This is a genomic window from Thiorhodococcus mannitoliphagus, assembly GCF_010915725.1.
GTDB lineage: Bacteria > Pseudomonadota > Gammaproteobacteria > Chromatiales > Chromatiaceae > Thiorhodococcus > Thiorhodococcus mannitoliphagus.
The window spans coordinates 14,970-41,463 of the sequence record NZ_JAAIJR010000007.1 but is presented as its reverse complement, the minus strand read 5'-3'; the positions used below and the strand labels follow the sequence as shown (position 1 = coordinate 41,463).

Sequence of the window (26,494 nt, the reverse complement as noted above, 5' to 3'; positions counted from 1 at the left end):
CAGCCCCCTCAGTCGCTGGGCTTGATTGCCTGGGCAACGTCCCTAGCTTAGGCGCAATCCTCAACTCAGCGGTCCGGCTCAGGACGCTTTCTGCGCACCAACGCTATGGAACATCAGCCAAACCCAGTCGAGATCCAGCTTCATCAACAGTCCCGTATCCTCGAAATCGCCTTTGACGATGGGGCCGTCTTTCGCTTGCCCTGCGAATACTTGCGGGTCTATTCACCGTCAGCGGAAGTGCGCGGGCATTCACCGGCGACCGCCAAGCTCCAGTTCGGCAAGGAGGGCGTCGGAATCACAGATCTCCAGCAGATCGGCCACTATGCCCTCAAGATCTTCTTCGACGATGGCCACAACTCGGGCCTCTACGATTGGCCCTATCTCTATAAGCTCGGGCGCGCCTGGCAGCCATTCTGGATCGATTACCTGAAGCGGCTGAGCGATTCCGGCCGCGAGCGCCAAGGGCCAGACCCCTTCGAGCAGATGAAGGCGCGGGGTGAGGCGCCGTCAAGGCTGCCGAGCCAGGCAGCCGCTGCGGAGCCATAGACTGCAATCTGGGAGCGTCGCATGAAGCTTGGTCCCTCGCTCATTCTGCCCCTCCTCCTCTGGATTCCGCTCGCCAACTGTGCACCGACGGATGGTCCCGTGGCGCCGAGCGGCGACGTGCCCGAGGCCAAGGGTTGGCGCACGGAGGTCGTTGTCAGCGGGCTCCAGCATCCCTGGTCCATCGCCTGGCTGCCGGACGGCTCCGCCTTGATCACCGAGCGCCCTGGGCGGCTGCGGATACTGCGCGACGGCGCGCTGGACCCAGAGCCTCTCGCTGGCGTGCCCGAGGTGCTCGCCTATGGACAGGGCGGGCTCCTCGACGTGGTCGTGCACCCCGACTTCGAGCAAAATCGGCTGATCTATCTGACCTACGCGACCGGCACCAAGGACGCCAATCGCACCACGCTGGCACGCGCGCGACTCGGCGACGGGCGGCTCGAGGATGTGGAGGTCATCTTCCGCAATCCAGATCCCAAGGCAGACGGTCAGCATTTCGGCTCGCGCCTGCTGTGGCTGCCCGACAAGACGCTGTTGATGAGCATCGGCGATGGCGGGAACCCGCCGGTCGCCTTCCAGGGCGAGCACATTCGCAAACAGGCACAGAGCCTCAAGACCCTCTTTGGCAAGATCATCCGGCTAAACGACGATGGGTCTGTGCCCAAGGACAATCCCTTTGTCCATGAAGCGGGGGCGCGCCCCGAGATCTACACCTACGGGCACCGCAATATTCAAGGTCTCGCCTTGGATCCCAAGACCGGAGCTGTCTGGGCCAATGAGCACGGCGCCCGGGGCGGCGACGAGCTGAACCTCATCCTCGCCGGCCAGAACTACGGTTGGCCCGAGGTGACCTACAGCATGGAGTATTGGGGACCCGAGATCGCGGACGAGACCAGCCGGCCGGGGATGCGCGACCCTAAGGTGGTTTGGACGCCGTCCAAGGCGCCGAGCGGTCTGGCCGTCTACAGGGGGAATCGCTATCCCGGCTGGACCGGCAACCTCTTCAGCGGCGCCCTGAAGTTTCGCCAGATTCGCCGCATCCAGCTCGATGGCCGAGCGGTCGTCGGCGAAGACAAGCTGACCATCGGCAAGCGCGTGCGTGATGTGCGGCAAGGGCCAGACGGCTATCTCTATGTCCTGACCGACGAGCCCGACGCTGTCTTGCTCAGAGTCCTGCCGTCCAGGTTCTGACGCGCCAGCGGGCGATGACGCTCGCTGGCGGTTGGCCGCTACTTCTTCATCCGCCCTTGCACGCGCAGGCGCAGCGCATTGAGCCGAATGAATCCGGTCGCGTCCTTCTGATCGTAGGCGCCGGCATCCTCCTCGAAGGTGGCAATGGAGCTGTCGAAGAGGCTGTTGGTCTCTGACTTGCGTCCGGCCACCATGACATTGCCCTTGTAGAGCTTCAGACGCACCACACCGTTGACGACGGTCTGGGTCTTGTCGATGGCGGCTTGGAGCATCTCGCGCTCGGGCGAGAACCAATAGCCGTTGTAGATGAGGCTGGCGTAGCGCGGCATCAGCTCATCCTTGAGGTGTGCCGCCTCGCGGTCGAGCGTGAGCGACTCGATGGCGCGGTGGGCCTTGAGCATGATGGTGCCGCCTGGGGTCTCATAGCAGCCGCGCGATTTCATGCCGACATAGCGGTTCTCGACGATGTCGGCGCGGCCGATGCCGTGCTCGCCGCCGATGCGGTTGAGTTCCGCCAGGACCTCGGCCGGCGACATCGCCTTGCCGTCGATGGCCACGATGTCACCCTGCGCGTAGGTCAGCTCCAGCGTTCTTGGCGTATCTGGCGCCTGCTCGGGCGAGACGCTCCAGCGCCACATGTCCTGGCCGGGCTCGACCCAAGGATCCTCCAAGTCGTAGCCTTCGTAGGAGATGTGCAGCAGGTTGGCGTCCATGGAGTAGGGCGACTTGGTGCCATCGCGCTTCATCTCGACCGCGATGCCATGCTGCTCCGCATAGGTCATGAGTTTTTCGCGCGAGAGGAGATCCCACTCGCGCCAGGGGGCGATGATCTTGATCTCGGGATTGAGCGCGTAGGCGCCCAGCTCGAAGCGAACCTGGTCGTTGCCCTTGCCGGTGGCGCCATGGGAGATGGCGTCGGCGCCGGTCTCGGCGGCGATCTCGATCAGACGCTTGGCGATCAGCGGGCGGGCGATCGAGGTGCCCAGCAGATACTCGCCTTCGTAGATGGCGTTGGCGCGGAACATCGGGAAGACGAAATCGCGCACGAACTCCTCGCGCAGGTCGTCGATGTAGATCTCCTTGATCCCGGCGGCCGTGGCCTTGGCGCGCGCCGGCTCCAGCTCCTCGCCCTGGCCGATGTCTGCCGTGAAGGTCACGACCTCACAGCCGTACTCCTCCTGCAGCCACTTGAGGATGACCGAGGTATCCAGTCCCCCCGAGTAGGCCAGGACCACCTTTTTGACTGCGCTTTGCGCCATCGTCTCGCTCCGAATCTCTGGTTGAACGGCCCTGTGCGGGCAAACGCACAGTATAGAGCGCGCGCCTGGCGAGTGGGAGCCGCGGGATGCCTTGAGGTGCGTGCCGTCGAGCTGTCTCGAGGTTGCTATGGGTCAGTCGCAATCGCATCCAAAAAGGCTCAGTAAAACAGCAGTCTTCATCGCATCTTCACCTGGTCTCAACGGCCTCGTAACCAAGTTTCGCGACCATGCCGGGCAACGAATCTAGCGGCAGGTCGAGAGGATGTCCGAAATCAAACGCATGCACCCCCTGAAGTACCGCAGTATCTTTCTGTCGGATATTCATCTGGGGTTTCGGGGCTGTCAGGCGCAGTTCCTGATCGACTTTCTGCAGTCGACGCAATCCAAGCAGCTCTATCTGGTCGGCGACATCATCGACCTTTGGGCGATGAAGAATGGCGTCTACTGGCCAGAGGCGCACAACCAAATCGTGCGCGAAATCTTCGCGAAGGCGCGGCAGGGTACCGAGGTCATCTACATTCCCGGAAATCATGACGAACGCTTCCGCGACCACTTGGAAGCGCGCTTCGGTGATATCGTCGTCAAGGACGAGGTCGTCCATCGGACCGCCGATGGGCGCCGCTTCATGGTGCTGCATGGCGACAAGTTCGACGGCGTCGTTCAGCACAGCCCTTGGCTCGCCGAACTGGGCTCGCACGCCTACGACAAGCTGTTGGCGCTCAATGTCTATCTCAGCCGCGTGCGTGCGCTCTTCGGCATGAAATACTGGTCTTTGGCCGGCTATCTCAAGCACAAGGTCAAGAACGCCGTCAGCTATATCGGCAACTACGAGCGGGCGGTGGCGACCGAGGCCGGGCAGCGCGCGCTGGACGGCATGATCTGCGGTCATATCCATCACGCCGAGATGCGCGAGATCCAAGGTGTGACCTACTGCAACTGCGGCGACTGGGTGGAGAGCTGTACCGCTTTGGTCGAGCACCATGACGGTCGTTTGGAGCTGCTGCGCTGGACCGATGCCTATCCGGAGTCCATCGGCGCGGCGGAGCCCCTGGTGGCCTTGGCTCAGGCCAGCTGAGGCGCGGGGCTCGCATTTCTATACACCAGGGTCTAACGTCGCTCTTTCTTCACTGAGGGCAGCCCCTTGCTCATGTGAGCCTGCCCAAGATGTGCTTGCCAACTCGGATGCCGCAATGGCGTCCGCGCTGTTCCTGGCCGCCGCCCTCGGCGTGCCTGCTCCTTCACTCCCACGCTTCCGCCTGCGCGCGCTTCCGGTTCTTCCGGGCTTGCCCAGCCTTCTTGCGTCGCTGTGGCGCAAGCGGTTGCTTGATCGATGGAACGCCGAAATACAGGCTTGACTGCGAAGGACCGCATCAGAGCGGTCCGGCTGTCTGACGCAGAGATCGAACCTTCGAGATGATTTGCTCCTTGTCCAGATGACGTGGATTCGAAGCATCGTATTCGAAACGTTTTCGCGCTTGCGGAGCACTTCTGAACATCCTGTGACAGAGTTCAAAGCGACCTGCCGATAAGCCTGATTCAATCTGTAGCGAAGTCGGAGTGGAGTGTGCGGGGGAGTTGGAGGGCCAGGACGGCCGAACCTGGACCGACCTCTTCTTCGTCGAGCCCCGAAATCGGCGTCCTGTCAGCTGTTCTTGAAAGCCTCGTGCTGGGATGTCCGGACCACTGGGTTCGGCGAGGCTCCTGATGAAGTGATCCACAGTTTCTCGATGATGTTCTGTTTCGGCTTGATCACCGCTGCCGTTCGCCAGGTGCCTGCCGAGCCGGCTGGGCCAGCGCGTCGCTGAGCGTGCCCAGAGGTTGTCGTTCCTGGAACCATGACGAGGTTCGGGTCTCCATTTGAAACGGATTTATGCGCTGGGGTGACACATGGGTGCGGCCGAAAGTAGAGAGTTTGCAATTGCCCTCTGCGGTTTCCCGGATACCGACCAGAAGGCGTTGAATCGCGCCTTCATGCTGTCGAAGGTGCGTCCCCGGCGTTACTGCTTTTGGGAGGACGGTCGGCGGCGTCCGGACTTCTTTGCCGTAAACGAAGATCTGCCCGCGGGTCTGGAGGCATGGGCCGATCTGCGCGCCCAGTTCTCGGAGCACGTCATCCCGGTCGTCCGCATCGGGGCCGCCGACAAGCTCGAGGGTGACTTCAAGGGCGTGGTCAATGTCTTCTTCAAGCGGCCCGTCCTGGCCAATCGCATCCTCAAGACGCTGGATGCCTTGGTGATCGAGGTCTATCAGTTTGCCCCCGAGCTTGCGATCCACGATGACATGGCGATGCCGCTGCGGAGTGAAGAGGCGCCGGCCGTCGAGGTCGCGGCACAGGCACCGCTGTCGGCGAAACGCATCCTGGTGGTCGACGACAGTGAGTCCGTGCGCAAGATGATGGAGATGCGCCTGGTGAAGAAGGGCTACGCCGTGGACTTTGCGGTGACCGGCGAAGAGGCGCTGACCAAGGCGCGCGAGCAGTCCTACGATCTCATTTTTCTCGACGTCATGTTGCCGGGTATCAGCGGTTATGACGTGTCACGCCACCTGAAGAAGGACATCCAGGTTCGCGCCCCGGTCGTGATGCTGACCGGCAAGACCTCTCGCATCGACAAGCTGCGTGGGACGCTCGCCTCCGCCGATGCCTATCTCACCAAGCCACTCACGCTCGACAACCTGAACGATACGCTGCAGCGCTATCTGTGACGCACGCCCAAGAGGTACCTATTCGATGGCCAAGTTACTCATCGTCGACGACTCCGCGACCGAGCGCGATTTCTTGCGAGACATGCTGATCAAGGCGGGCCATGTTGTGGTGGCCGCGGGCTCCGGGCGCGAGGGCGTCGAAGTCGCACAGCGCGAGCGTCCCGATCTGATCTTCATGGATATCGTCATGGACGATGTCGATGGTTATCACGCCACCCGTACGCTCAAGGAGGACCCAGAGACCTCCGCCATTCCAGTGGTGATGGTCAGCAGCAAGAACCAAAAGGCCGACAAGGTCTGGGCTCAGCTCCAGGGCGCCAAGGCCTATGTCGTCAAGCCCTGCACGCCTGAAGCTGTCCTCAAGCACGTCAAGGAGCTTGCAGGCGGAGGCGGAGCGACCGCATGAGCCTTGCTCTGGCCAGCCAAGCCGCGTCGACGCTCGCGCATCCGGCTGACCTGCGTTGGCTGTCGCGGGCGTTCGCGGAGGACGAGACGGAAGAGGCGTCCCAGGCCATCGCGCATGCCTTCAGGATCGGGGAGCGCTGGTTTCTGATCCCGATGGATCTTCCGGCGGAGGTGTCCCCGGCCATCATGAGTGCCAGGCTGCCCTTTACCCAGCCTTGGTGTCTGGGGCTGGTGAATTTCCGCGGCGAGCTGGTCCCTGTCTATGACTTGGGCCTGCTGCTCAAGGAGGGCGCCGGCGGCGGTCTCTTTCTCATCTTGGGCCAGCGCGACGCGCGTGCCTGTCTGCCGATCGATGAGATCACGGTGGTGACGGTGCCGGCGGACCTGACGCCCGGATCACTGGACGGCCTGCCCAATCTACCGGACGAATTGGTCTGTCTCGGTCTGACGTTGGAAGGCAGAACCTACATCGAACTCGACCTCGGAGGCTTGCTGGGCCTGCTTGCGCAAGGTGCCAGTCTGCTCTGAACGCGAGCTGGTCGACCGCCTTCCTGGCAGCCAATCAGCCGATGACTCGCGATCATGCTAGAGGAGTCACCTGATTTTAATGGGTTTTTAGTTGCCTGAAGAGACCGGGCCATCCATGACATGGGCAGGCGACGCGAGCAATCAGCGATGCCCTAAGCCGGTGCTATTTCGTTGAAGGACTTCACATGAAACTTACCGATCTCACCATCTCGGCGAAACTCACCATTGCGACCACCGCCGTGGTGCTTATGGTCTTCGTGCTTGTCTCAGGCGCTATCCTCGGAGGGCTTTACGGCCTCTCAACTGAGCGCGACCAGGTCGTCCAAAGCCTCAGCGCCGGATCCGAGTCTGAGGTCGCCAGTCTGTTGCAGCAAAAGACCATCCACTCCATCGAGACCGCAGGTGCCTTGCTGGCCGACATCGCCGGTCGGGTCAAGGATCCAGGTTCGGACGCTCAGCTTGCCTCGCTGGTCGCCCTGACCGAGCAGGACCCTGAGATTGCAGCCGTCGCCATCCAAGACGACCAGGGCGCGAGCCTCATCGGTACGTCGGATGCGACCGGCGGCAGCTTCCGCGAGTTTCCCATCGAGCGCGACGGCAAGCAGATCGGCAAGGTTGTGGTTGGGCTCGAGCAAGGCTTCGAGCCGGCGGCGATCGCCTATTTGGATGAGCGTCTGTCAGCGGCATTGGTCAGCGGAGCGGATCAGCGCGAGATCACCATGGCGCTCGTCATTGCCTTGCTCATCCTCAGCGCGCTGCTGATCGGCGCCGTCATCTATCTGTCGATCGGACAGCTCTCCAAGCGCTTCATCCTGAGTCCGGCCGAGCGCATTCGCGCTGCCCTCCAAGGCATGGAGAAGCGCCGCGACTTCTCGGAGCGTTTGGCTCCGGGCGCCGATGACGAACTGGGCCGCACGGTGCTGGCCTTCAACCAGGGTATCGATTTCCTCGAGCGCCAGAACGACCAACTCAACGACTCCATCATCGAGATGCTGCAGGTCGGTGCGGACATCAGTCAACGGCGCGACCTCACGCTCAAGATGCCGATGAAGGAAGACATCACGGGTCCGCTGCGCGACGCGCTCAATCAGATCACCTCGGAGAGTGCGCGGGTGCTGGTACAGGTGCGCGGGATCGCCGAGCGTGTCGGCCAGGCGTCGGCGCAGGTGCAGGCGCAGGGCGCGCGCGTCGTCGAGGTGGCCGCGACCGAGCGTGAGCTGATCGAGCAGGCGGCTGACGAACTCGCCGAGGCGGTCGAGGCCATCAACGGCATCGCCGAACTCGCACGCTTCTGTCACGAATCCGCTGGGCAGGCCTCCGCGTCGACCGACCAGGCACTGGCTTCCGTGAAGGGTGCGGTGGAGGGCATGTCGCGGATCCGCTCGACCATCCAAGAGACCGGCAAGCGCATCAAGCGGCTCGGCGAGCGCTCGCAGGAGATCAGCGGCATTGTCGATATCATCAACAGCTTCTCCGAACGGACACACGTCTTGGCCATCAACGCGGCCATGCAGGCGGCGACGGCCGGTGAGGCCGGACGCGGATTCGCCGTGGTGGCCCAGGAGGTCCAACGCCTGGCGGACAGCTCGCGCAGTGCCACCAGTCAGATCGAGACCCTGATCGCCAACATCCAGGTCGAGACCCAGGACAGCATTCAGACCGTCAACGAGGCGACCGAGGCGGTGGGCACCGAGTCCCGCACCATCGAGAATGCCGGCGAACTCATGCTCGAGACCCAGCAGGGGACCGCCAAACTGGCCGAGGCCGTGCGCCAAATCGACGCGCGCGCCCAAGCGCAGGTGGAGGCCAACCATACGCTCATGGATCGCGTCGCATCCATGCGGGCCAGCACCGTGGAGACCACGGATCAGCTCGACCACCAGACCCGTGAGACCAACCAGCTCGTGGATGACTCCAAGAGTCTGCTCGAGGCCATCCAGCTATTCCGTCTGCCAGCTCCGGCCAAGCCCGAAGCACTCGGTCAAGCCTAGGAGCGACATCATCATGAGCTCCGGCGCGATCGCCGAGGTCTTTTCAAGCGCGGTTCCCGCTCTGCAGCAGGCTGTCGAGCTTGCGGGGGACTGCTCCGCGCCCAGCGATGACCGCCTGGAGGCGGCGAACGACTTTGCCGAGACCCTGGCGGAGCTGTGGCCGTTGTTCGAGGCGCAGGGCGAACATGTCATCGAGCTGCTCGGTTTGATCGATATGGCGGTCGCCGGTCTGCCTGAGCAGGCCGAGAACGGCAACGCCGAGGCGACCGTTCCGCTGCTCGAGCTGCTGGCGCTGCTCGAGGCCCATTTCGAGGCGCCGGCTGACGCAGAGGTCATCGAGGCCCTGCTCGAGATGGCGACCTCCGATGTCTTGGATGCGCCCTTGAGCCCCGAGGCCGCAGCCCTGTGGTTGGCGCTGCAGGATGCCGCCGATGTCTCCGCGGAAGCGGAGGCAGTCGCTGAAACCGTTGTTCCCGAGCCTGAGCCTGAGCCTGAGCCAAAGCCCGACTTTGAAGCTCAGCCCGAAGCCGATGACGCGGCGGTCGCCGAGACGGCAGGGGAAGCGCTAACTTCCGACGCGCCTGAGATTGCGGCCGAGTCCGCGATGGCAGCCGGCGCGACTTCCGCGGATCTGAGCGATGAGGCCGTCGAGCTGCTCGCGATCCTCGCCTCGGCGATCGAGGAGATGGGCGAAGAACTCGCCGCGCGGATCGAAGACATCGCCTATAACGATGCGCCGGAGTGTCGCAAAGACGCCGCAGTCGCCGCTCAAGAGATCCTAGTCTGTCTGGCCGATGCCTCCTCTCAGGCCGGCTTCCTCGCCTTCTCGAGTCTCTGTGCCAGCCTCGGCTACAAGATGGCGGCCATGCCAGCAGGCGAGGTCTGGGCGGATGCCCATGTTGAGGCCCTTCGGCAGCTGCCGGAGCGTATCCAGGCCTATCTCTTCGAGCCCTTGGCGGAAACCAGGCGCCAAGGGCTCGTTGATCTCCTCTGCTTGCCCGATTGGACCGAGCCGACCTCCCAGGAGGATGCGGCCGAGCTGCTCATCGGACTCTACCGCGACCCGCTCACGCTGGAGACCGACAAGGGACCCGCACGGCCCGAGCGGATCGAGGCCGAGGACCTCGTCCTCGCCCTCGCCGACGACATCGACGCGGCCGTCGTCGCCAGCTTCAGACGCGAGGGGCCAGACCTCGCCAACCAGCTCGCGACCGTCATCCAATCCATCATCAATGGCGGTGGCGGCGAGGATGCGCTGCGTCACGCGCAGCGGCTGGCGCACACCATCAAGGGCTCGGCCAATGTTTGCGGCGTGCGCGCCGTCGCGCTCCTCGGGCACCACCTGGAAGACCTGCTCGAGTTTCTGACCGAGGAGGAGCTGGCGCCTGGTCCCAACCTGGGCGATACCCTGGCCGCCGGTGCCGATGGCCTAGCGATCATGTTCGACGTCATCAATGGCGTCGAGCCCTATGACCCAGATGCCTTCCAGGCAATCATGCAGGAGGTCCTCGACTGGGCCAATCGCATCGATCGCGAGGGCAAGGCGGCGCTCGCCGAGGCCGCGCCTGATATCGAGATCGCCACCGTCGCGACGGCGCTGGACGCGGAGACGGAGCAGGGCGACGCGCCCGAGGTCGCCGTCGAGACAGCGACCCAGCCAGCGCCCGCGAGCGAGGCCGATCAGGAAGACAGCTATCTCCAGGTGCCCGCGCGCACCGTCGACGAGTTGCTGCGCCTCGTTGGCGAACTCTCCATGGCCCTCTCGCAGTCGGAGGAGCAGCTGGCACAGGCCCAGCGCACCCTAGGCGAGAGCAGGGAACTCGATCGCCGCAATCTGCTGCACGTCGCCGAACTCGAGCAGCTCGTGGACCTGCGCGGCTTGGGCACCCGCAGTGGTGCGCCTGCATCCGCAGCGCTGGAGGAGTCGTTCGACCCCATCGAACTCGAGCAATACAACGAGATGTACATCGCCACGCGCCGGTTGAACGAGGGCGTGAGCGATGCCCGCGAACTCGCCCAGACCCTAGATGGCACCCTCAGGAGTATGACCGAGCTGTCGCTCCAGCAGGTCAAACTCAGTCAGCAGCTGCGCCACATCACCATGGCGACACGCCTCGTGCCCGTCAGCAGCGTTGTGCCGCGATTGCTGCGCGCGGTGCGCCAGACCTGCCGCGCCACGGGCAAGCAGGCCGAGCTGAATGTCCAGGGCAGTGATGTCCGCATCGACGGCGACCTGCTGGATCGGCTCATGCCCGCCATGATGCACATGGTCCGCAACGCCATTGATCACGGAATCGAGCCGCCCGAGGAGCGGGAGGCCGAGGGTAAGCCGGGACAGGGCCTCATCGAGGTTCACTTCAAGCAGCTCGGCGATCAGGTCGAAGTCGGCATTGGCGACGACGGCCGCGGCCTGGATCTCGATCGTATCCGGACGAAGGCGATCGATAAGGGCCTCATCGACCCCTACGCCGAGCTGACGAACCAGGAGCTGGCGATGCTGACGCTGCGGCCCGGCTTCTCGACGCGCGATGAGGTCACGCAGGTCTCGGGGCGCGGCGTCGGCATGGACGTCGTCGCCAGCACCGTCCGGTCCTTGAACGGCTCACTGGAGCTGGAGACCGTGCCCGGCAAGGGCTATCGCTTCACCGCGCGCATGCCCTCATCGCTGTTGGCCATGTACTGCCTGCTCGTGGAGTGCAACGAGCAGCTACTGGCGATTCCTGCAAATGAGATCCGGCTTGCGGTGCTCTCGGACGAAGGCGACGTCGAGGAGACCCGAGAGGGTTGGATCTTCAAGCACGAGCAAGGCCGCTGTCCGCTCACTCGGCTCAACAAGCTGATAGGGCTTAAAGCGACTAAAGGGCTTAAAGCGACTAAAGGGCTCAAGGGACAGGATCCGGGCTGCGGCCGCCAGGTCGTGCTGCTCATGGATACCGACACCGGCGAGCAGGCCGTTATGGTCGACGCGCTGCTCGATGGACGTGAGCTGGTCGCCATGCAGCTCGGCCCCTTGGTGCCGCGTATTCCGGGACTCTTGTCTGCGTCCATCCTCGGCGACGGCCGCGTCGTGCCCATCATCGAGCTGCGCGCCCTGATTCGGGTGACCTCGGGCACAGATCTGTCCGAGCTGGTCGCGCAAGACGTGCGCGAGGAGATCAGGCCGCCGACCGTGCTGATCGTGGACGACTCGCTCTCCATGCGGCGTCTGCTCTCGAGGCTTGCCGAAGACGGCGGCTTCCGCCCGCTGACCGCGCGTGATGGCCTGGAGGCGGTGCAGGCGCTGACGCGCGACACCGTGGATGTGCTCCTAGTGGACATGGAGATGCCGCATATGAATGGCCTCGAGCTGACCGCGCATCTGCGCTCCTCGCCCGAGACCAGCAGCCTGCCCATCGCCATGATCACCTCGCGCTCCACCGCGAAGCACCGGCGTGAGGCCTTGCAGGCCGGTGTCGACGAATACTTCGTCAAGCCCTACCAGGAAGACGATGTCTTGGACTTTCTTCAACAGGCACTCGAGCAGGTGTCTTGAATGGACAGAGAAATGCGCATTCTGGTCGCGACCCTATTGGCGCTGTCATTCGTGTCGGCCGTCCAGGCCGAGCAAGCAAAGCAGCAGCCAGCCCAGGGCTATTATTACTATCCCCAGCCGGCCTACTACGCCCCCTACGGCGGCTACCAGGCGCCGGGTTATCCGCAGCCGCAGCCTGCCGCGCCCGCACCGGCCAAGCCGGCCGCAGGTGCAGCCGTGAAAGAGGTGCCGACCGAGGCGCCATCTCCGCGCGCCGAGGTGGATCCCAGTCGCTATCCGGTCGCCGAATCCGAGGCCATCGAAGCCGCCTCCGGCAACTTCAAGGTCGAGGAAGGGCGACTCGGTCCAGTGCTGGCCAATTCAGCGGGGCGGACCCTCTATGTCGCCTTTCGTGGGACCGCCGAGGGATCTGGCTGTGATCCCAGCTGCTCCCAACTCTGGCGACCCTATCTCGCGATCGGGGCCGAGGGTGCCAGCGGAGGCTTCGCCACCGTTCAGCGCGAGGACGGCTCACAGCAATGGAGCTATGAGGGTCATCCGCTCTATGAGTGGGCGGGCGACCAGGGCGCGGGCGAGGTTACCGGCGACGGCGTCGACGGAGCCTGGTTTGCCGTTCGTATTCGCCGCGGTTGATGGCATCACCGCACTGACTCTGGGCTTCGATCGGGAACCGATACCATGACGACGCTTTTCAACCTCACCTACTTTTCCTTCCTGACCTGCGGTCTCGCGGCCATCCTCGCCGTGGTCTATTTCGTGATCCAGGCCCCCAAGCTGACCGGACGCCTGCGCTTGCTGGCCCTGCTCAACATCATCGTCTGCGCCGCCTCCAGCGTGCTGCACCTCTACTTCTTCACACGATTGCAGCCCATCGCGGCTGGCGCCGCGGGCGTGCAGGAGATGGCCGCCGCCATTGGTGAGCTGCCGCTCATGGTGCGCTACGGTTACTGGCTGGCGACCACCGCCATGCTCATCGTCATGTTCCCGCTCCTCATGGGTATCGAGCGCGTCGGCGCGGCCTTCGCGGTCAAGCTGGTCATCATCGACTTCGCCATGATCTCGACCGGCTACCTGGGCGAGCGGTCGATCCTCTCGGGAGACGGCGTGAGCCTGACCGCCCTGACCTGGTTCACCGTCAGCGGCATGCTCTGGATGTACATGACCTTCTCCATCTTCCAGGCCCTGCGTCGCCTGCCGGGCGAGGAGCTGATCCCGGCCCAGCGCGACGCCCTCATCTATATGTTCTTCTTCTTCCTGATTGGCTGGGCCATCTTCCCGGCCGGCTTCTTCTACGCCATGGTGTTCGATTCCGGCGTCGGCGTGGTGCTGCGGGAGTTCACCGTCAACGTCGGCGACATCGTCAACAAGGTCCTTTGGGGCTTCCTGGTCGTCTACGCGGCTCGCGAGATCTCCAAGTCACTGCGCGCGGAAGGCGGCGCCTAGTCCCTGTTACCCTGGGCTAAAACGGCGGGGTGGTTATGTTGTAGGGTGGACGAGCGAGAGCGAAGTCCACCGAATCCCGCGTCGGCGTTGGTGGACTGCGCTGCGCTTGTCCACCCTACGACTAGGTTTGCGTTCGTCTAGCCTTCCTCATCGCGCCTTGGCGGTTCACATTCCCGAGTCTGGGATTATCATCTGCCCCATCCGCAACCCGATGGAGACGCCAAGATGCCCACCCTTCGCATCACCACCAACGCTCAGGTGTCTAGCGCCGAGCGTGCTAGTTTTCTCGCCAAGGCATCCCAGTGTTGTAGGGTGGACGAGCGAGAGCGAAGTCCACCGAGTCCCGCGCCGGCATTGGTGTTGGTGGACTGCGCTGTGCTTGTCCACCCGACTAGGTTTGCGTTCGTCTAGCCTTCCTCATCGCGCCTTGGCGGTTCACATTCCCGAGTCTGGGATTATCATCTGCCCCATCCGCAACCCGATGGAGACGCCACGATGCCCACCCTTCGCATCACCACCAACGCTCAGGTGCCTGGCGCCGAGCGTGCTGGCTTTCTCGCCAAGGCATCCCAGACTGTCGCCGAGATGCTCGGCAAGCCCGAATCCTATGTGATGGTCGTCCTCGAAGAGGGTCGCGATATGCTGTTCGGCGGCACGGATGAGCCGACCGCCTATCTCGAACTCAAGAGCCTGGGATTGCCTGAGTCCAAGTCGGCCGACTTCTCCAGTGCGCTCTGCGCGCTGCTTGGCGAGACCCTGGGTATCGCGGCCGGGCGCATCTACATCGAATTCGCCGCGCCGCCAAGGCACCTCTTCGGCTGGAACGGCGGGACCTTCTGAAGTCGAGCAAGCCCTGGCCGCATGCTGTCGCGGAAGCGTGATGAAACACAGATCCCTGACCCCCAAATCTTGAGCATCGGGGCGAGCCTAGTCGGCCGGCCTCGCGGCTTGCGCAGCCTCTGGAGGGCTTGAGGATGAAGGTCGGTGTGCCACGCGAGATCAAGAACAACGAGTACCGGGTGGGTCTCACCCCGGCAGCGGTCAAGGAACTCATCGCGTCCGGGCATCGGGTGCTGGTCGAGACCCAGGCGGGCGCTGCCATCGGCTTTTGCGACGAGGAGTACCTGTCCGCCGGTGCCGATATCCTCGGCTCCGCTGACGAGGTTTTCGCGCGCGCCGAACTCATCGTCAAGGTCAAGGAGCCCCTGGCGGTCGAGCGTGCAAGGCTGCGCGAGCATCATAGTCTCTTCACCTTCCTCCATCTCGCCCCAGATCCCGAGCAGACAGGCGACCTCATGGCGAGCGGCGCGCTCTGTATCGCCTATGAAACCGTGACGGACGAGGCGGGCCGGCTTCCCTTGCTCGCCCCCATGTCCGAGGTGGCGGGCCGCATGTCCGTCCAGGCTGGCGCCCACTGTCTCGAAAAGGAAGCTGGCGGGCGCGGCGTGCTGCTCGGCGGCGTGCCGGGCGTGGAGCCCGGCGTGGTCACCATCCTCGGGGCCGGCGTCGTGGGACGCAACGCCCTCGCCATGGCGGTTGGGCTGGGGGCGGACGTGACCATCCTCGATCGCAACGTCAACGCCCTGCGTGCCATCGACGAGCGCTACGGCAACCGTGTCCGCACCTTGCTGGCGACGGCGCATGCCCTGGAAGACTGCGTCTTGCGCGCGGACCTGGTGATCGGCGCCGTTCTGGTGCCTGGGGCCACGGCGCCCAAGCTCGTGTCGCGCGACATGGTCGCGCGGATGAAGACGGGCGCCGTGCTGGTCGACGTCTCCATCGACCAAGGCGGCTGCTTCGAGACCTCTCGCCCGACCACACACCAGGACCCGACCTTCGAGGTCGAGGGGGTCATCCATTACTGCGTCGCCAACATGCCGGGTGCCGTTGCCCGCACCTCCACGCTGGCGCTCAACAACGTGACCTTGCCCTATGTGCTCGCCCTGGCCGACAAGGGCACCACGACGGCCTTGCTCGAAGACCCGCATTTGCGCAACGGTTTGAACGTCGCGCGCGGCCGCCTCTGTCGCAAGGAGGTCGCGGAGGCGCAAGGGCTGGAGTATCAATCGGCCCTCGATGTCTTGGGCGCCTTCACTGCCAGCTAGCTGGATGGGAGTGCCGCCCTCCAGGGCGATACGAACTCAGCGTCTCTCGGCAGAGCGACGCAAGACAGCCGTTCCCTAAAGCGGAAAGCAGCTTCCGATCACAGGGACGAAATGGCCGGCGTGCAACTGCCATCCGCGCACTTTAGCAAGCGTCCATCAACAACTTCCCCCCTTTCGCAAAGGGGGTTTAGGGGGGATTTCGGGCGGCATCGCTCGCATCGGGAAACAATTGATGGACACGTTCTTAGGATGTACATGTAGGGCATGGCGATGCTCATCCTCTCGACTTGGCTAGGGGGAACGGACGGCGGCCTTCGGCCTCCGCGTTCATAGCGACACCACCCAATTTTCCACCGCGAGTCCGTCCAGACGCAGAAACTCTCGCTCGTTGTTGGTCACCAGCGTCGCCGCCTCGGCCAGGGCATGGCAGCCGATCCAGAGGTCGTTTGCGCCGATCGGCGTTCCCGCCGCTTTGAGGCGGGTGAACTGTGCGGCGTAATGGCGGCAGATGTCGGCGCTAGCCGGGTAGCTGATGGGCACTTGGCGGGTCAGTTGATCGAGACGCCGCATCACCTCGGCCTTGCGGGTGCTGCGTTCAGCGCCCTTGAGCAGCTCGGCGTAGGTGACGAACGACATGCAGAGGCTGTCCGTCACTGGAAGGCTATCGACGCGTGCCGCGAACTCGGGCGGGTGATGCTTGAGCAGTTAGATCAGGATGTTGGTGTCGAGCATGTATCTCACAGCGGCTCGCGTTCCTGCATCGACGGCTGCTCGGCGCGGTTTGCTTCCAGTGCGGCTAAAGTCGTCGTCGAAACCTTCCAGGGCACGCAGCAGGGCCGCTCCGCGACCTTGGCGGATGGGATGCAGCAGCAGATCGCCGTCCGCCGTCCGGGTGATCTCGACGCGATCCGTATCGAGCCGGAATTCGGCGGGGATGCGGACGGCCTGGCTGTTGCCGTTCAGGAAAACGCGCGTGGTCAGGGTGCTCATGGCATCGACTCCGTGTACATACGTCAATGCATTTACTCTGGGCGTGCGCTGGTTTCCAGGCAAGGGTCGTCCGGGAGGATGGGGAGGGAGGTCGCCTGGCCAGGGTTGCACGCTGCCTCGCTGCCCTCCAGACGTCCCTAGCCAACCTCCGCGCTCGCCCCGAGCAGTGATTCCAGCTCTCCCCGCCCCTCGGCAATCTCCTCCTTCAAGCCGGGCCAGTCGCTGCAGAATCTCCTGAGGCGAATTATGCTCCACCGCCTCGTATTCCACCTCCTTGTAGCGGTTGAGGGAGAGGTCGTAGTCGTTGCCGGCGATCTCGGCCTTGGGTACCAGGAAGCTGCGGTCGGTGCGCTGGCGCCCGGTCTCGTCCTTGCCCCCGGATCGGTAGGCTTGCCAGCGAGCGAGGATGTTGGGCAGGTCGCTCTTGTCCGGCTGCGGGGTGCGCTTGTCGTCCAGCGAGTAGCCGTCGCACTGCCTGTCGTAGAACCAGACCTGGTCGGTGGCGCCGGCCCACAGGCTGTCCCAGATGCGGTCGACCTTGGATTTGAGTTCACCGGTAATCAGGCGTTTTCTGTGCCGAAAAGCTCAACCCTAACGAAAACACCAACCGCGAAACCGACAAATCTCAGGCCGAACGCTGAGACCTCTGACGCGAGCGTCGCTTCGCGCCCTATAGGGAGCGCTCCGGCAGACTATGCTCTAGCTATGACACAGGTGATCAAAGGGCCTTCGAAAGATGACCGCCCCCCTCGGGAGCACGCGGTCGGCTTGCGTGCCGGGCCGGATAGAACATGAAGGCCTTCAGCACCCTGCCCCCGCTCGGCCGCTTCGGCGGATGGCGCCCCTTCCTGCTGCCCGCTATGATCCTGGCCATCGGGCTCATGGTGACCGCTGGGCTTTGGTCGATCGCCCAGGAGGATGTGCGCCAAGACCGGGAGCAGGAACTCGATGAGTTGGCGAGCAAGGTCGCTGGCCTGATCGACGAACGGCTCCGGGACAACGTCCAGTTGCTGCGCGGCGCGGCGGCCCTCTTCGATACCCCCGAGTGGATCACGCACGAGCGCTTTCGCCGCTATTTCGAGGGGCTCAATCTGCAGGATCTGTATCCCGGCATCCAGGGGATCGGCTTCTTGCTGCTGATCCCCGATGACGAGAAGGACGCACGGGTCGCCGCCGTGCATCGGGAAGGGTTTCCGCAATTCGAGATCCACCCCGAGGGCGAGCGGGCCTTCTATGCCGCGGTCCTCTATATCGAACGCTTCTCCGGTCGCAATCTGCGCGACTTCGGCTATGACATGGCCCCGGAGCCACGGCGCTGGGAGGCGGCGACCCGTGCTCGGGATGAGGATAGGGCGGCCCTGTCGGCCCGAGTGACCTTGAAGCAGGAAGACGCCACCGATGTTCAACCGGGCTTCGTCTTGTTCCTGCCGGTCTATCGCGCCAACGCCCCCCATGACAGCCTGGCGGAGCGGCGCGCGAATCTGCTCGGCTGGGTCTATTCGCCGCTGCGGATGCACGATCTGATGCAAGACGTGCTGCGGCCTGTACAGTCCGACCTCGAGCAGCCCGGACTGCGGTTGGATGTCTACGCTGGCGAGCGCCCGGCGCCCGAGCAGCGGCTGTTCACCTCAGGGCCAGCGCGGATCAGCCCAGATAGCAATGGAGCCTTGCGCAAGGTCCAGCTGGTGGCATTCGGGGGGCGTCAATGGTCGGTCGCCGTCACGGTGGCGCCCTTCTTCAAGCACGACCTAAGCAGCGACAGCACGACATGGATCGGCCTGAGCGGGCTCACCCTCAGCCTGCTACTGGCACTGCTGGTCGCCCTTCGGACTCAGGCACAGCAGCGCGTTGCCATCGCCATGGGGGCGTTGGAAGGTAGCAACCAGCACCTCGCCGAGCAGGAGCGGGCGCTGCTGTGGGCACAGCGGACCGCCCAGCTCGGGAGTTGGACCTTTGACCCCAACACCAGACAGGCGAGCTGGTCGGAGGGCATGTTTCCGATCTGGGGCCTGAACCCCAAGGACGGACCACCGAGCTACGAGGCGCATCGTCGCTACATCCATCCCGACGATTGGGCCGCCTTCGACCAGGCCGTCCGCAGGGCCGCGGAGCGGGGAGAACCCTACCGGATCAAGTTGCGCATCCGCCGCCCCGACGGCGAGGAGCGCACCATGATCAGCATCTGCACGCCCAATCTGGACGCCCAGGGCAAGGTCGTCCGGCTCTCCGGCACCGTTCAGGACGTGACCGAGCGCGAGGAACTCTATAGCCGCATCGAAAGGATTGCGGCCCATGTGCCGGGCGTGATCTATCAGTACCAACAGTGGCTCGACGGGCGCACCGCCTTTCCCTATGCCAGCGCGGGCATCCGCGACATCTATGGCGTGGAACCGGCTGAGGTCGCGACGGACGCGACCGCCGTCTTCGACGTGCTGCATCCTGACGACCGGCCAGAGGTCGCGGCCAAGATCGCGGAGTCGATGCACCACCTGACCACCTGGCGCGACAGCTTCCGGGTCAAGCGTCCCGAGGGGCGCGTGATATGGGTCGAGGGGGAGGCATCGCCCGAGCTACAAGCGGACGGCAGTGTTCAATGGCACGGCTATATTCGGGATATCACCGACCGTAAGCAGGCAGAAGTCGAACGGCGTCACCTGCAAACCATGCTCGCCCGCACCGAACAGCTCGCCCATGTCGGCAGTTGGGAAATGGAGGTCGAGACGAACAGTGTCAGCTGGTCCGAGGAGCTGTTTCGCATCTTTCAGATGGACCCGGCCGAGGGCGTGCCGCCATTCACCGAACACCATCGGCTCTTCTGTCCCGAAGACTTCGCGCGCCTGAAAACGGCGATGGACGCGGTGATCAAGGAGGGCACCCCCTACGCCCTGGAGTTGCGTGCTCGTCGCCGCGACGGCAGCACACGCCAGTGTTTCGCGCGGGGGTATCCCGAGGCTGGATCGAACCGCAGCGTCACGCATGTCTACGGGACCTTCGAAGACCTCACCGAGCGCAAGCAGGCTGAGCGGGACTTACGCCTCGCCGCCAGCGTCTTCGCGCACAGCTTCGAGGCGATCATCATCACCGATGCCGAGAACCGCATCGTCGACACCAATCCTGCCTTCAGCGCCATTACGGGCTACGAGCGGGCGAGCGTGCTCGGCAAGGATCCGAACATCCTCGCCTCCGGTCGCCATGATGAGGCCTTCTATCGCGAGATGTGGGATGCGATCACGCAAACAGGGGCTTGGCAGGGCGAGATCTGGAATCGGCACAAGGATGGCGAGATCTACGCCGAACTCTTGGCGATCTCGACCGTCCAGAATGCCGACGACTCGGTCCAGAACTATATTGGCGTCTTCTCCGACATCAGCGAACTCAAGGCACACCAGGCGGAACTGGACCGGATCGCCAACTACGATCATCTGACCGGGCTGCCGAACCGGCGGCTCTTGAGCGACCGCCTTGAACAGGCGGTCGCCAGAACGCGACGTTCGGGTCGGCTCATGGCCATCTGCTATCTCGACCTCGACGACTTCAAGCCGATCAACGATCAGTACGGGCACGAGGTGGGCGATCAGGTGCTGATCGGCATTGCCAATCAGCTGCGCAAGCTGTTGCGCGCACAGGATACGGTGGCCCGACTCGGCGGTGACGAGTTCGTCCTGCTCTTCAACGACCTGGCACGAGCGGAAGACAGTTATGTTCTGCTCGAGCGTGTGCTGGCCACGGCTACGAGTCCCATCGTCGTGCGAGGGGTGAGCCACCGTGTCTCCGCCAGCATCGGGGTGACCCTGAGTCCGCCTGATGTCGAGAGCGCCGACATCTTGCTGCGCCATGCCGATCAGGCCATGTACCGCGCCAAGGACGCGGGGCGGAATCGCTATCACCTCTATGACGCGGAGCAAGATCGGCTGATTCAAGACCGCCGGCTGAAATTGGAATGCATCAAAGATGCATTGAGCGGACAGGAGTTTGAACTCTACTACCAGCCCAAGGTCGACATGGTCAGTCGCGAGGTCATCGGCGTCGAGGCGTTGATCCGTTGGCAACATCCCGAAAAGGGTCTGCTGTTGCCGAGTGCTTTCCTGCCGATTGTCGAAGGGAGCGACCTGGAGATTGCCATCGGTGAATGGGTGATCGCGACGGCACTGTCCCAGGTCGCCAGCTGGCAGCGCCAGGGTCTCAAGTTGCCGGTCAGCGTCAATATCAGTGCCGGGCATCTGTTGCAACCGAGCTTTGCCAAACGCCTGGAGCGGTTGCTCGCCGAGCATCCCGAGTGCGATCCCGGTTGCCTTGAGATGGAGATCCTGGAGACCTCGGCCTTGAGCGACATTGTGCGCGCCGGTCAGACCCTGACGGCCTGCCACGCACTTGGGCTGCGCTTCGCCCTGGATGACTTCGGTACGGGTTATTCGTCACTCGCCTACTTCCGCCGCTTGCCGATCGACGTGCTGAAGATCGACCAGAGCTTCGTGCGCGATATGCTCGACGACCCGGAAGACATGGAGATTGTCGAGAGCGTCGTCCGCTTGGCTCAAGCCTTTAAGCGGTCGGTCATTGCCGAGGGTGTCGAGACGCCCGAGCATGGGGCTCTACTGACCTCGCTCGGCTGCCGCTTGGGTCAGGGCTTCGGCATTGCCCGCCCCATGCCCGCGGCTGCGATCCCTGTGTGGGTGTCGACCTGGCCGGAGCAGGGCGATGGCATGGTCGTCGACGAGGGCGTTAGCAAGGATGACATCCCCTTGATGATGGCCATGCAGAACCACCGCCGCTGGGTCGACGAATTTGTTGATGCGCTCAATGACGGGGACATCGCGAGACTGACCGAGATCGACAGAGACCCTTGTCGTTTCGAACGCTGGTACCAAGGCAGCGGATCGACCCACTATGGGGCACTCGAAGCCTTTGAGGCGATCGGTCGGAGTCACCTCAAAGTGCATGAGCTGGCGAGCGGCATCATGGCACTCGCCGAGCATGGCGAGATGGCGTCGGCGCAGGAGCGGCTGCCGAGTCTCTTCGAGGCGCGTGACGCGCTGATCGGACATCTCGGGGAATTGATCCTGAGACTGGAGACGGCGGGCGAATGAGTGTTCGCCACAAGGCGCCGGCGCAGCAGCGGCCGGAGGCTGATGACTGACAGCGCTAGGACCACCTCAAGCGCTGAGCTGAGGCAAGCAGAGGAGGGCGTTATCGCAGCTTGCCTTCTTCGCCTGCTTGCTCCTAATGTCAGGCTGGGCGTCGGGCGCTGCCGTGCTGCACTCGGACAATCTTCTTCTCAGTAAGGGGGCGCGGCCTCGCAAAGATCCCCTGACTCTTGCTCGCCGTTCGCATCAAGCAAGGCGCATCCATGAGTCCGCGCTCGGCAGGACCAAAAATGAACGACATTGGGTACGGAAATGGCCGAAGGGCACATGAGCGGCGCGCGCTTCACGGCGCCGCCGAGATCGTTGCTGAGGGCTACGGGACAGTTCCGGTGTCCATTGTCGACATCTCTGTCGAAGGTATGCGGATCGTTGCCCCCTTCAATCCGCGCGAGGGAGTCCTCTTCCTGCTCAAGACCCGACTGCCTCTGCGACCGTCTGGCAGCTTGGGCGTCGAGGTGAATGTTCGCGTGGCCAACAGCATCCTGACAGGACACGAGGATGGGTTCACGGTCGGTCTGACGTTCCTGAACCTCTCGGACGAGGCCGAGCAAGCCATCCGTGGCTACATCCGGGTTCCGGACTAGCACCTTGGGGGCGCTGGGCTCCCGTCTGAAAGGCGAACCACAGCTGTGCGCGGCCTCATGGCAGGGCTCGGCGGTGCTGTGCGCCCTCGTTGCGCAGCGCGCCTTTGGTCCTCGCCTTCCGCGCCCGGCGCGCCTGTCGCGCCGGGGCGGCGCTCCCACGGGCGGCGCTCCCACGGGCGGCGCTCATACGGGGGGCGTTCCGACGCCCCACTTAGGCCCCGTGCTTCTCCATCACCATGCGATCCACGATCTGCATGACCTCGGCGCTGGCGGACTCGGTCTCGCGCATGGCGTCGACGATGGATTCTTGGATCTCCAGATTGGCCTCCCAACCGGTGCCGAGGTAGTCCATCATGCGGTGGGTGTTGGCGTGGACGCGTGAGTGCGGTGCCTCCAGGGTGGCATAGGCCCGGGTCTCGCCGAAGTGCTGCTTGCCTGTGGTGTCGTACCACTTGCCGAGGCGGCAGTGGTGGTGGTCGACCTTGATCGGGTCGGTGTAGCTGTCGTCCTTGCCGTCGGTGCCGATGGCCATGTAGGCGCGCTGTTTGTAGATGACGTGGTCGACCTTGACCAGGGTGCCGAAACCGAGGTCCTGAGCGCGTGCAGCCAGGCTTTCGGTCTCGCGTGCCGAGCGGGCGAAGTGGCCGAAGCGCCCTTCCATCTCGCCGATGAGCTTGCTGGAGTGGCTGGCCATGTCGCGCATGGCGTCGGAGTCTTCCAGCATGCGCTCGGTCTCGCCCTTGAGGGTGCCCATGACCTGGGCGATGGATTCCGAGGCATTCTTGGTGTTTTCAGCGAGGGCGCGGACCTCGTCGGCGACCACGGCGAAGCCTCGGCCCGCCTCGCCGGCGCGCGCCGCCTCGATGGCGGCGTTGAGGGCCAGCAGATTGGTTTGGTTGGCGATGGCCGTGATGAGTTCGACGGCCGTGGTGATCTCCTGTCCGCGCTCGTTGAGTTCGAGGGCGGTATTGGCAACCTGATTGATGCGCTCGGCAATGGCGTTCAGTTGAGTCACGACCTGACTGACCGAGGCGCGGCTCTCTTCGGCGTCGCCCGCCGTGGCGGTGGCCAACTCGAGCACCGACTGCATCTCCTGATTGACGCGCATCAGGTCTTCCTGATTGGACGCCAGATTCGCGAGCAGATTGCTGGCGTTGAGCTGCTGGACCTGGCCGATCAGCCGGTTGTGCATCTTCTCGCGCTGCACTTGCTCGATGCCATCCAGTAGCTGGTTGTGGCTCTCCAGTGCGCGCTTGAAGCCGCCATGGAGTCCCGCCGAGAAGGCCTTGCGCTCGAAGTGTCCATCCATGTGCAGACGGAAGGCGGTCGCCTCTTCACGAAAGAAGGCCTCGAGCTGATCGAGCATGTCGTTCATGCTCCAGCACAGCTGGCCGATTTCGTCGTTCTCCCGGATCCCTGTGATGCGCTGCTCGAAGCGGCCTTGGCTGACGGAATTCACCAGTGCGGTGAGCCTGCGTATGGGCTCCAGGCAACGCCCGAGCAGGGTCTGGCCCCAGACGGCGATACCCATGCCGAGGACGGGAAACACTGCCATCCAGGGGTCGATACCGAATCGGAACCAGACGTAGGCGGCGGAGAGGAGGGTCAGTCCTGTCACGGACCAGAGCAGAACCGCGATCTTAGATTGCAAGGACAAGCTGGTCATAGGTCATGCCCTTTTCACTGAGGAGTGCGTTGAGGATCTGGGTTGACGCCTGGATGGCGTCCCTGGGACCAGCGGTTTGCTCCGCGGCGAGCATGGCGCGGTAGAGGTCGGCGACCGTAGCGACCGCCGAGGGCTTGGGCTTGCGCCGCACGGACAGGTAGCCGGTGATGTTGCCGTTGGCGTCGAGGTCTGGGGTGACATTGGCCAACACCCAGTAGAAGCTGCCGTCCTTGGCCATGTTCTTCACATAGGCGTTGCACTCGCGCTTAGCCTGGATGCTGTCCCAGAGGAGCTTGAAGACACCTCTGGGCATGTCCGGGTGGCGGATGATGTTGTGCTGACTGCCGATCAGCTCAGCCTCGGCATAGCCGGAGAACTCGATAAAGATGCGGTTGCCGTAGGTGATGCGGCCGGTGGGATCGGTTTTGGAGACGATGAAGTCGTCATCCCGCATCACCTTCTCCACACCTGTGGGGGTGATTTCTCGTTTCATGTGAGTCCACTCGTTGCGAAAAGCCGTCGGCCAGGATCGGCGGGGCGAGCGGGGGCGCGGATGGCTGGTCGGGGTGCTCCGTTCGGAGCATCCGGTGTATCAGGTCGACGTGACCGTGGGTGGGGTCTGAGTACAGCAGATCGCCGAACGTGATAGACAAGCACCCTCGGCGGATCAGCTCGAAGTGCCTGGACTCGGGAGCCTTCAGCCACCCGGCTTGTCGCGAGCTGTCCTCCAGATGCCAACTCGGCATGCGACAGCGTCTCCAAGCGTCAGCAGTTCGATGATCCGTCCGTGTCTCTTCCCTCGTGAACACTCGACCGAGATCGGATAGACAGCGAAATCATTTTCTTCAACCCTGGTGCGGCGGGCTTGGTCGGGCGCCTCTTCCTTGACCGGCACATGACCGGGCGCGCTGCCGGCCTTCACAGACCACAACCCAGCCGCAACCAGGGATGCTTTCGATCCTACGACGGTGACTGTTGCGTCACAACCCGGGCCAATCCCAAAGCGTGACGGGGGGCCGGTTTTCTGCCGTTCGTCGACTCGGGTGGTTATGCAGGCAGCTCAGGGGCGAGCGAGGCGCCATCAAGGCTCGCTAAGAAAGTGTCCATCAACAACTTCCCCCCTTTCGCAAAGGGGGGCTAGGGGGGATTTCGGGCGGCATCGCTCGCAGCGGGAAATAATTGATGGGCGCTCTCTAAGACCGTGATGCTGGACGCAGGAAACTCCCGTCAGCGAGGCAGGTGCTTCGATCTGGAACAGATCGCCGGGGACGCGCACAGCAGTGATATGAGGTGCCGTGCTAGTGCTTCGCTGCGCAAGTTCCGAGACCGTTGCCTCCTCGTTGTCGTTGTCGTTGTCGTGATCGTGATCGCGGTCTCGACATGGCGAATATTCGATTACGACAACGACCTGAGACGGTCTCGGGACTTTCGCACAGTTGCACTAGTCGGCGGGAGCGACAGGATGTCTGGTCATGTACAGGATCCGCGGCCGACTGTCCCCGATCGAGATCTCATTGACGTCTAGGCTATTGATCGAGGTCGTGGGCTCCGCCTGAATGCTTGTGACCTTCACCCCCATGGCATTGATGGATAGCTGATGGTTTTGGACGGCGAGCAAGTCGCGAGGCAATTCCAGCAATTGCTTCAATGTCTTCAGGTAGACCACCGGATTTTTGAGATTCCTGGACGGATCGAGGGCATCCTGTCGTTGCTCTTCGGCGCTGCGCGCGTGGCGGATGCTGAGCGTCTGCTGCCGGATATAGGAGACGATGCTCTCGAACAGGGTTCGCTTCAGGGTGGAGCGAAGCTCCGTCTCCGTCTCCTCGAGGGCAATGACCTGATGCCCGACGAAGTTGACGCAGGTCTGCAGGACATCGGAGACCATAATGTCTCCCTGCAACTCGGCTCCGAAGCCTTGTTTCTCGTGTTTGAAGAGCGAGAAGAGCGCGTAGATCTCGGTGGACTGAGCAGCCGTGTCGGTGAAGGGCTTGTCGCGAGTGACCCGCCGCTCCTGGATGAGGCGGTCCACCTGGGTCAGATCCGGAAAGATGGGACCAATCCTCTGATCCATCACCAGGGTCTCTTTGGTGATCAGCACAGGGGCAGGCAGCCGCGAGACGATGTCTTCGATGTGCACCAGGAGTTCGCGCGTGCTCTGCCTCAGCTGTTGCTGATAATTGGACAGGGCGCGCAATCGGGCATCGGTCCCGCTGACGATGGTCTCAACCGCCTCGTCAAGGGCGCGACGCTGCGCTTGCTCGTCGAGCCGAGTGTTCTGCCAGTTCGCGATCAACTGACGCAGCAGATCCCCCTGCTCCTGAAAGAGCAGTCTCAGCGAGGCGGCTTCTGGGACGCGTCTGTCGATCATGTGTCAAGTATAGTAGCCGCCGAAAACCGGGCAGTCCTTTAA

20 protein-coding genes are annotated in these 26,494 nt (G+C 63.6%); 14 read left to right on the top strand and 6 right to left on the bottom strand.

Annotated elements, in window-relative coordinates:
• Positions 1–105: 105 nt before the first annotated feature.
• Entirely contained in the window at positions 106–546 is a 441-nt protein-coding gene (locus tag G3480_RS03085; protein WP_164652202.1) for a gamma-butyrobetaine hydroxylase family protein, read from the top strand.
• 21 nt (positions 547–567) lie between these two features.
• Positions 568–1,734, top strand: coding sequence for a PQQ-dependent sugar dehydrogenase (locus G3480_RS03080; RefSeq protein ID WP_164652201.1), 1,167 nt, complete (start codon positions 568–570; stop codon positions 1,732–1,734).
• A 38-nt stretch (positions 1,735–1,772) separates the two neighbouring features.
• Here the strand turns inward: G3480_RS03080 and G3480_RS03075 are convergent, their stop codons facing one another.
• The gene (locus tag G3480_RS03075; RefSeq protein ID WP_164652200.1) at positions 1,773–2,993 is read right to left on the bottom strand and encodes an argininosuccinate synthase; all 1,221 of its coding nucleotides are present in this window, start codon (positions 2,991–2,993) and stop codon (positions 1,773–1,775) included.
• A 262-nt stretch (positions 2,994–3,255) separates the two neighbouring features.
• Between G3480_RS03075 and G3480_RS03070 the strand changes: the two genes are divergently transcribed.
• From G3480_RS03070 to ald, 10 genes are all read left to right on the top strand, one after another.
• Positions 3,256–4,068, top strand: coding sequence for a UDP-2,3-diacylglucosamine diphosphatase (locus tag G3480_RS03070; protein ID WP_164652199.1), 813 nt, complete (start codon positions 3,256–3,258; stop codon positions 4,066–4,068).
• 812 nt (positions 4,069–4,880) lie between these two features.
• On the top strand, positions 4,881–5,696 hold the full coding sequence (locus G3480_RS03065) for a response regulator (protein ID WP_164652198.1): 816 nt from the start codon (positions 4,881–4,883) through the stop codon (positions 5,694–5,696).
• Positions 5,697–5,721: 25 nt separating this feature from the next.
• Complete coding sequence (locus G3480_RS03060) at positions 5,722–6,102, top strand: response regulator (protein WP_164652197.1); 381 nt, start codon at positions 5,722–5,724, stop codon at positions 6,100–6,102.
• The gene (locus G3480_RS03055) at positions 6,099–6,629 is read left to right on the top strand and encodes a chemotaxis protein CheW (protein ID WP_164652196.1); all 531 of its coding nucleotides are present in this window, start codon (positions 6,099–6,101) and stop codon (positions 6,627–6,629) included. The genes G3480_RS03060 and G3480_RS03055 overlap by 4 nt, the downstream gene beginning before the upstream one ends.
• A gap of 185 nt (positions 6,630–6,814) precedes the next feature.
• Positions 6,815–8,620, top strand: coding sequence for a methyl-accepting chemotaxis protein (locus G3480_RS03050; RefSeq protein ID WP_164652195.1), 1,806 nt, complete (start codon positions 6,815–6,817; stop codon positions 8,618–8,620).
• Positions 8,621–8,633: 13 nt separating this feature from the next.
• On the top strand, positions 8,634–12,152 hold the full coding sequence (locus tag G3480_RS03045) for a hybrid sensor histidine kinase/response regulator (RefSeq protein ID WP_164652194.1): 3,519 nt from the start codon (positions 8,634–8,636) through the stop codon (positions 12,150–12,152).
• Positions 12,153–12,785, top strand: a complete 633-nt coding sequence (locus G3480_RS03040; RefSeq protein WP_164652193.1) for a COG4315 family predicted lipoprotein — start codon at positions 12,153–12,155, stop codon at positions 12,783–12,785. It abuts the gene before it with no gap.
• Positions 12,786–12,830: 45 nt separating this feature from the next.
• Positions 12,831–13,595 carry a bacteriorhodopsin gene (locus tag G3480_RS03035; RefSeq protein ID WP_164652192.1) on the top strand — a complete coding sequence of 255 codons (765 nt, stop codon included), beginning with the start codon at positions 12,831–12,833 and terminating at the stop codon, positions 13,593–13,595.
• Between the two features lie 495 nt (positions 13,596–14,090).
• Entirely contained in the window at positions 14,091–14,435 is a 345-nt protein-coding gene (locus G3480_RS03030; RefSeq protein ID WP_164652191.1) for a phenylpyruvate tautomerase MIF-related protein, read from the top strand.
• Between the two features lie 134 nt (positions 14,436–14,569).
• Positions 14,570–15,700 (top strand): alanine dehydrogenase, encoded by a 1,131-nt coding sequence (gene ald / locus G3480_RS03025; RefSeq protein ID WP_164652190.1) that lies wholly within the window; start codon positions 14,570–14,572, stop codon positions 15,698–15,700.
• A gap of 327 nt (positions 15,701–16,027) precedes the next feature.
• Here the strand turns inward: ald and G3480_RS03020 are convergent, their stop codons facing one another.
• Both G3480_RS03020 and G3480_RS27605 read right to left on the bottom strand, forming a co-directional pair.
• The gene (locus G3480_RS03020) at positions 16,028–16,405 is read right to left on the bottom strand and encodes a PIN domain-containing protein (protein ID WP_276611664.1); all 378 of its coding nucleotides are present in this window, start codon (positions 16,403–16,405) and stop codon (positions 16,028–16,030) included.
• Positions 16,406–16,690, bottom strand: coding sequence for an antitoxin (locus G3480_RS27605; RefSeq protein WP_240905547.1), 285 nt, complete (start codon positions 16,688–16,690; stop codon positions 16,406–16,408).
• Between the two features lie 791 nt (positions 16,691–17,481).
• Between G3480_RS27605 and G3480_RS03010 the strand changes: the two genes are divergently transcribed.
• Positions 17,482–21,777: an EAL domain-containing protein gene (locus G3480_RS03010; RefSeq protein WP_164652189.1), complete on the top strand. Its 4,296-nt coding sequence runs from the start codon at positions 17,482–17,484 to the stop codon at positions 21,775–21,777.
• Positions 21,778–22,064: 287 nt separating this feature from the next.
• A complete protein-coding gene (locus tag G3480_RS03005; RefSeq protein ID WP_164652188.1) occupies positions 22,065–22,418 on the top strand; it encodes a PilZ domain-containing protein in 354 nt (117 codons plus the stop codon).
• Positions 22,419–22,629: 211 nt separating this feature from the next.
• Here the strand turns inward: G3480_RS03005 and G3480_RS03000 are convergent, their stop codons facing one another.
• The 3 genes from G3480_RS03000 to G3480_RS02990 form a co-directional block, all read right to left on the bottom strand.
• Positions 22,630–24,069 (bottom strand): methyl-accepting chemotaxis protein, encoded by a 1,440-nt coding sequence (locus G3480_RS03000; protein ID WP_276611663.1) that lies wholly within the window; start codon positions 24,067–24,069, stop codon positions 22,630–22,632.
• The gene (locus G3480_RS02995) at positions 24,059–24,577 is read right to left on the bottom strand and encodes a PAS domain-containing protein (protein WP_164652186.1); all 519 of its coding nucleotides are present in this window, start codon (positions 24,575–24,577) and stop codon (positions 24,059–24,061) included. The genes G3480_RS03000 and G3480_RS02995 overlap by 11 nt, the downstream gene beginning before the upstream one ends.
• A gap of 948 nt (positions 24,578–25,525) precedes the next feature.
• Positions 25,526–26,452 (bottom strand): hypothetical protein, encoded by a 927-nt coding sequence (locus tag G3480_RS02990; protein ID WP_164652185.1) that lies wholly within the window; start codon positions 26,450–26,452, stop codon positions 25,526–25,528.
• Between the last annotated feature and the right edge of the window lie 42 nt (positions 26,453–26,494).

Bases quoted from the DNA above. Each gene is read 5' to 3' on its own strand.
- G3480_RS03085 (WP_164652202.1), top strand. From the start codon at position 106: ATGGAACATCAGCCAAACCCAGTCGAGATCCAGCTTCATCAACAGTCC.
- G3480_RS03080 (WP_164652201.1), top strand. From the start codon at position 568: ATGAAGCTTGGTCCCTCGCTCATTCTGCCCCTCCTCCTCTGGATTCCG.
- G3480_RS03075 (WP_164652200.1), bottom strand. From the start codon at position 2,993: ATGGCGCAAAGCGCAGTCAAAAAGGTGGTCCTGGCCTACTCGGGGGGA.
- G3480_RS03070 (WP_164652199.1), top strand. From the start codon at position 3,256: ATGTCCGAAATCAAACGCATGCACCCCCTGAAGTACCGCAGTATCTTT.
- G3480_RS03065 (WP_164652198.1), top strand. From the start codon at position 4,881: ATGGGTGCGGCCGAAAGTAGAGAGTTTGCAATTGCCCTCTGCGGTTTC.
- G3480_RS03060 (WP_164652197.1), top strand. From the start codon at position 5,722: ATGGCCAAGTTACTCATCGTCGACGACTCCGCGACCGAGCGCGATTTC.
- G3480_RS03055 (WP_164652196.1), top strand. From the start codon at position 6,099: ATGAGCCTTGCTCTGGCCAGCCAAGCCGCGTCGACGCTCGCGCATCCG.
- G3480_RS03050 (WP_164652195.1), top strand. From the start codon at position 6,815: ATGAAACTTACCGATCTCACCATCTCGGCGAAACTCACCATTGCGACC.
- G3480_RS03045 (WP_164652194.1), top strand. From the start codon at position 8,634: ATGAGCTCCGGCGCGATCGCCGAGGTCTTTTCAAGCGCGGTTCCCGCT.
- G3480_RS03040 (WP_164652193.1), top strand. From the start codon at position 12,153: ATGGACAGAGAAATGCGCATTCTGGTCGCGACCCTATTGGCGCTGTCA.
- G3480_RS03035 (WP_164652192.1), top strand. From the start codon at position 12,831: ATGACGACGCTTTTCAACCTCACCTACTTTTCCTTCCTGACCTGCGGT.
- G3480_RS03030 (WP_164652191.1), top strand. From the start codon at position 14,091: ATGCCCACCCTTCGCATCACCACCAACGCTCAGGTGCCTGGCGCCGAG.
- ald (WP_164652190.1), top strand. From the start codon at position 14,570: ATGAAGGTCGGTGTGCCACGCGAGATCAAGAACAACGAGTACCGGGTG.
- G3480_RS27605 (WP_240905547.1), bottom strand. From the start codon at position 16,690: ATGAGCACCCTGACCACGCGCGTTTTCCTGAACGGCAACAGCCAGGCC.
- G3480_RS03010 (WP_164652189.1), top strand. From the start codon at position 17,482: ATGAAGGCCTTCAGCACCCTGCCCCCGCTCGGCCGCTTCGGCGGATGG.
- G3480_RS03005 (WP_164652188.1), top strand. From the start codon at position 22,065: ATGAACGACATTGGGTACGGAAATGGCCGAAGGGCACATGAGCGGCGC.
- G3480_RS02995 (WP_164652186.1), bottom strand. From the start codon at position 24,577: ATGAAACGAGAAATCACCCCCACAGGTGTGGAGAAGGTGATGCGGGAT.
- G3480_RS02990 (WP_164652185.1), bottom strand. From the start codon at position 26,452: ATGATCGACAGACGCGTCCCAGAAGCCGCCTCGCTGAGACTGCTCTTT.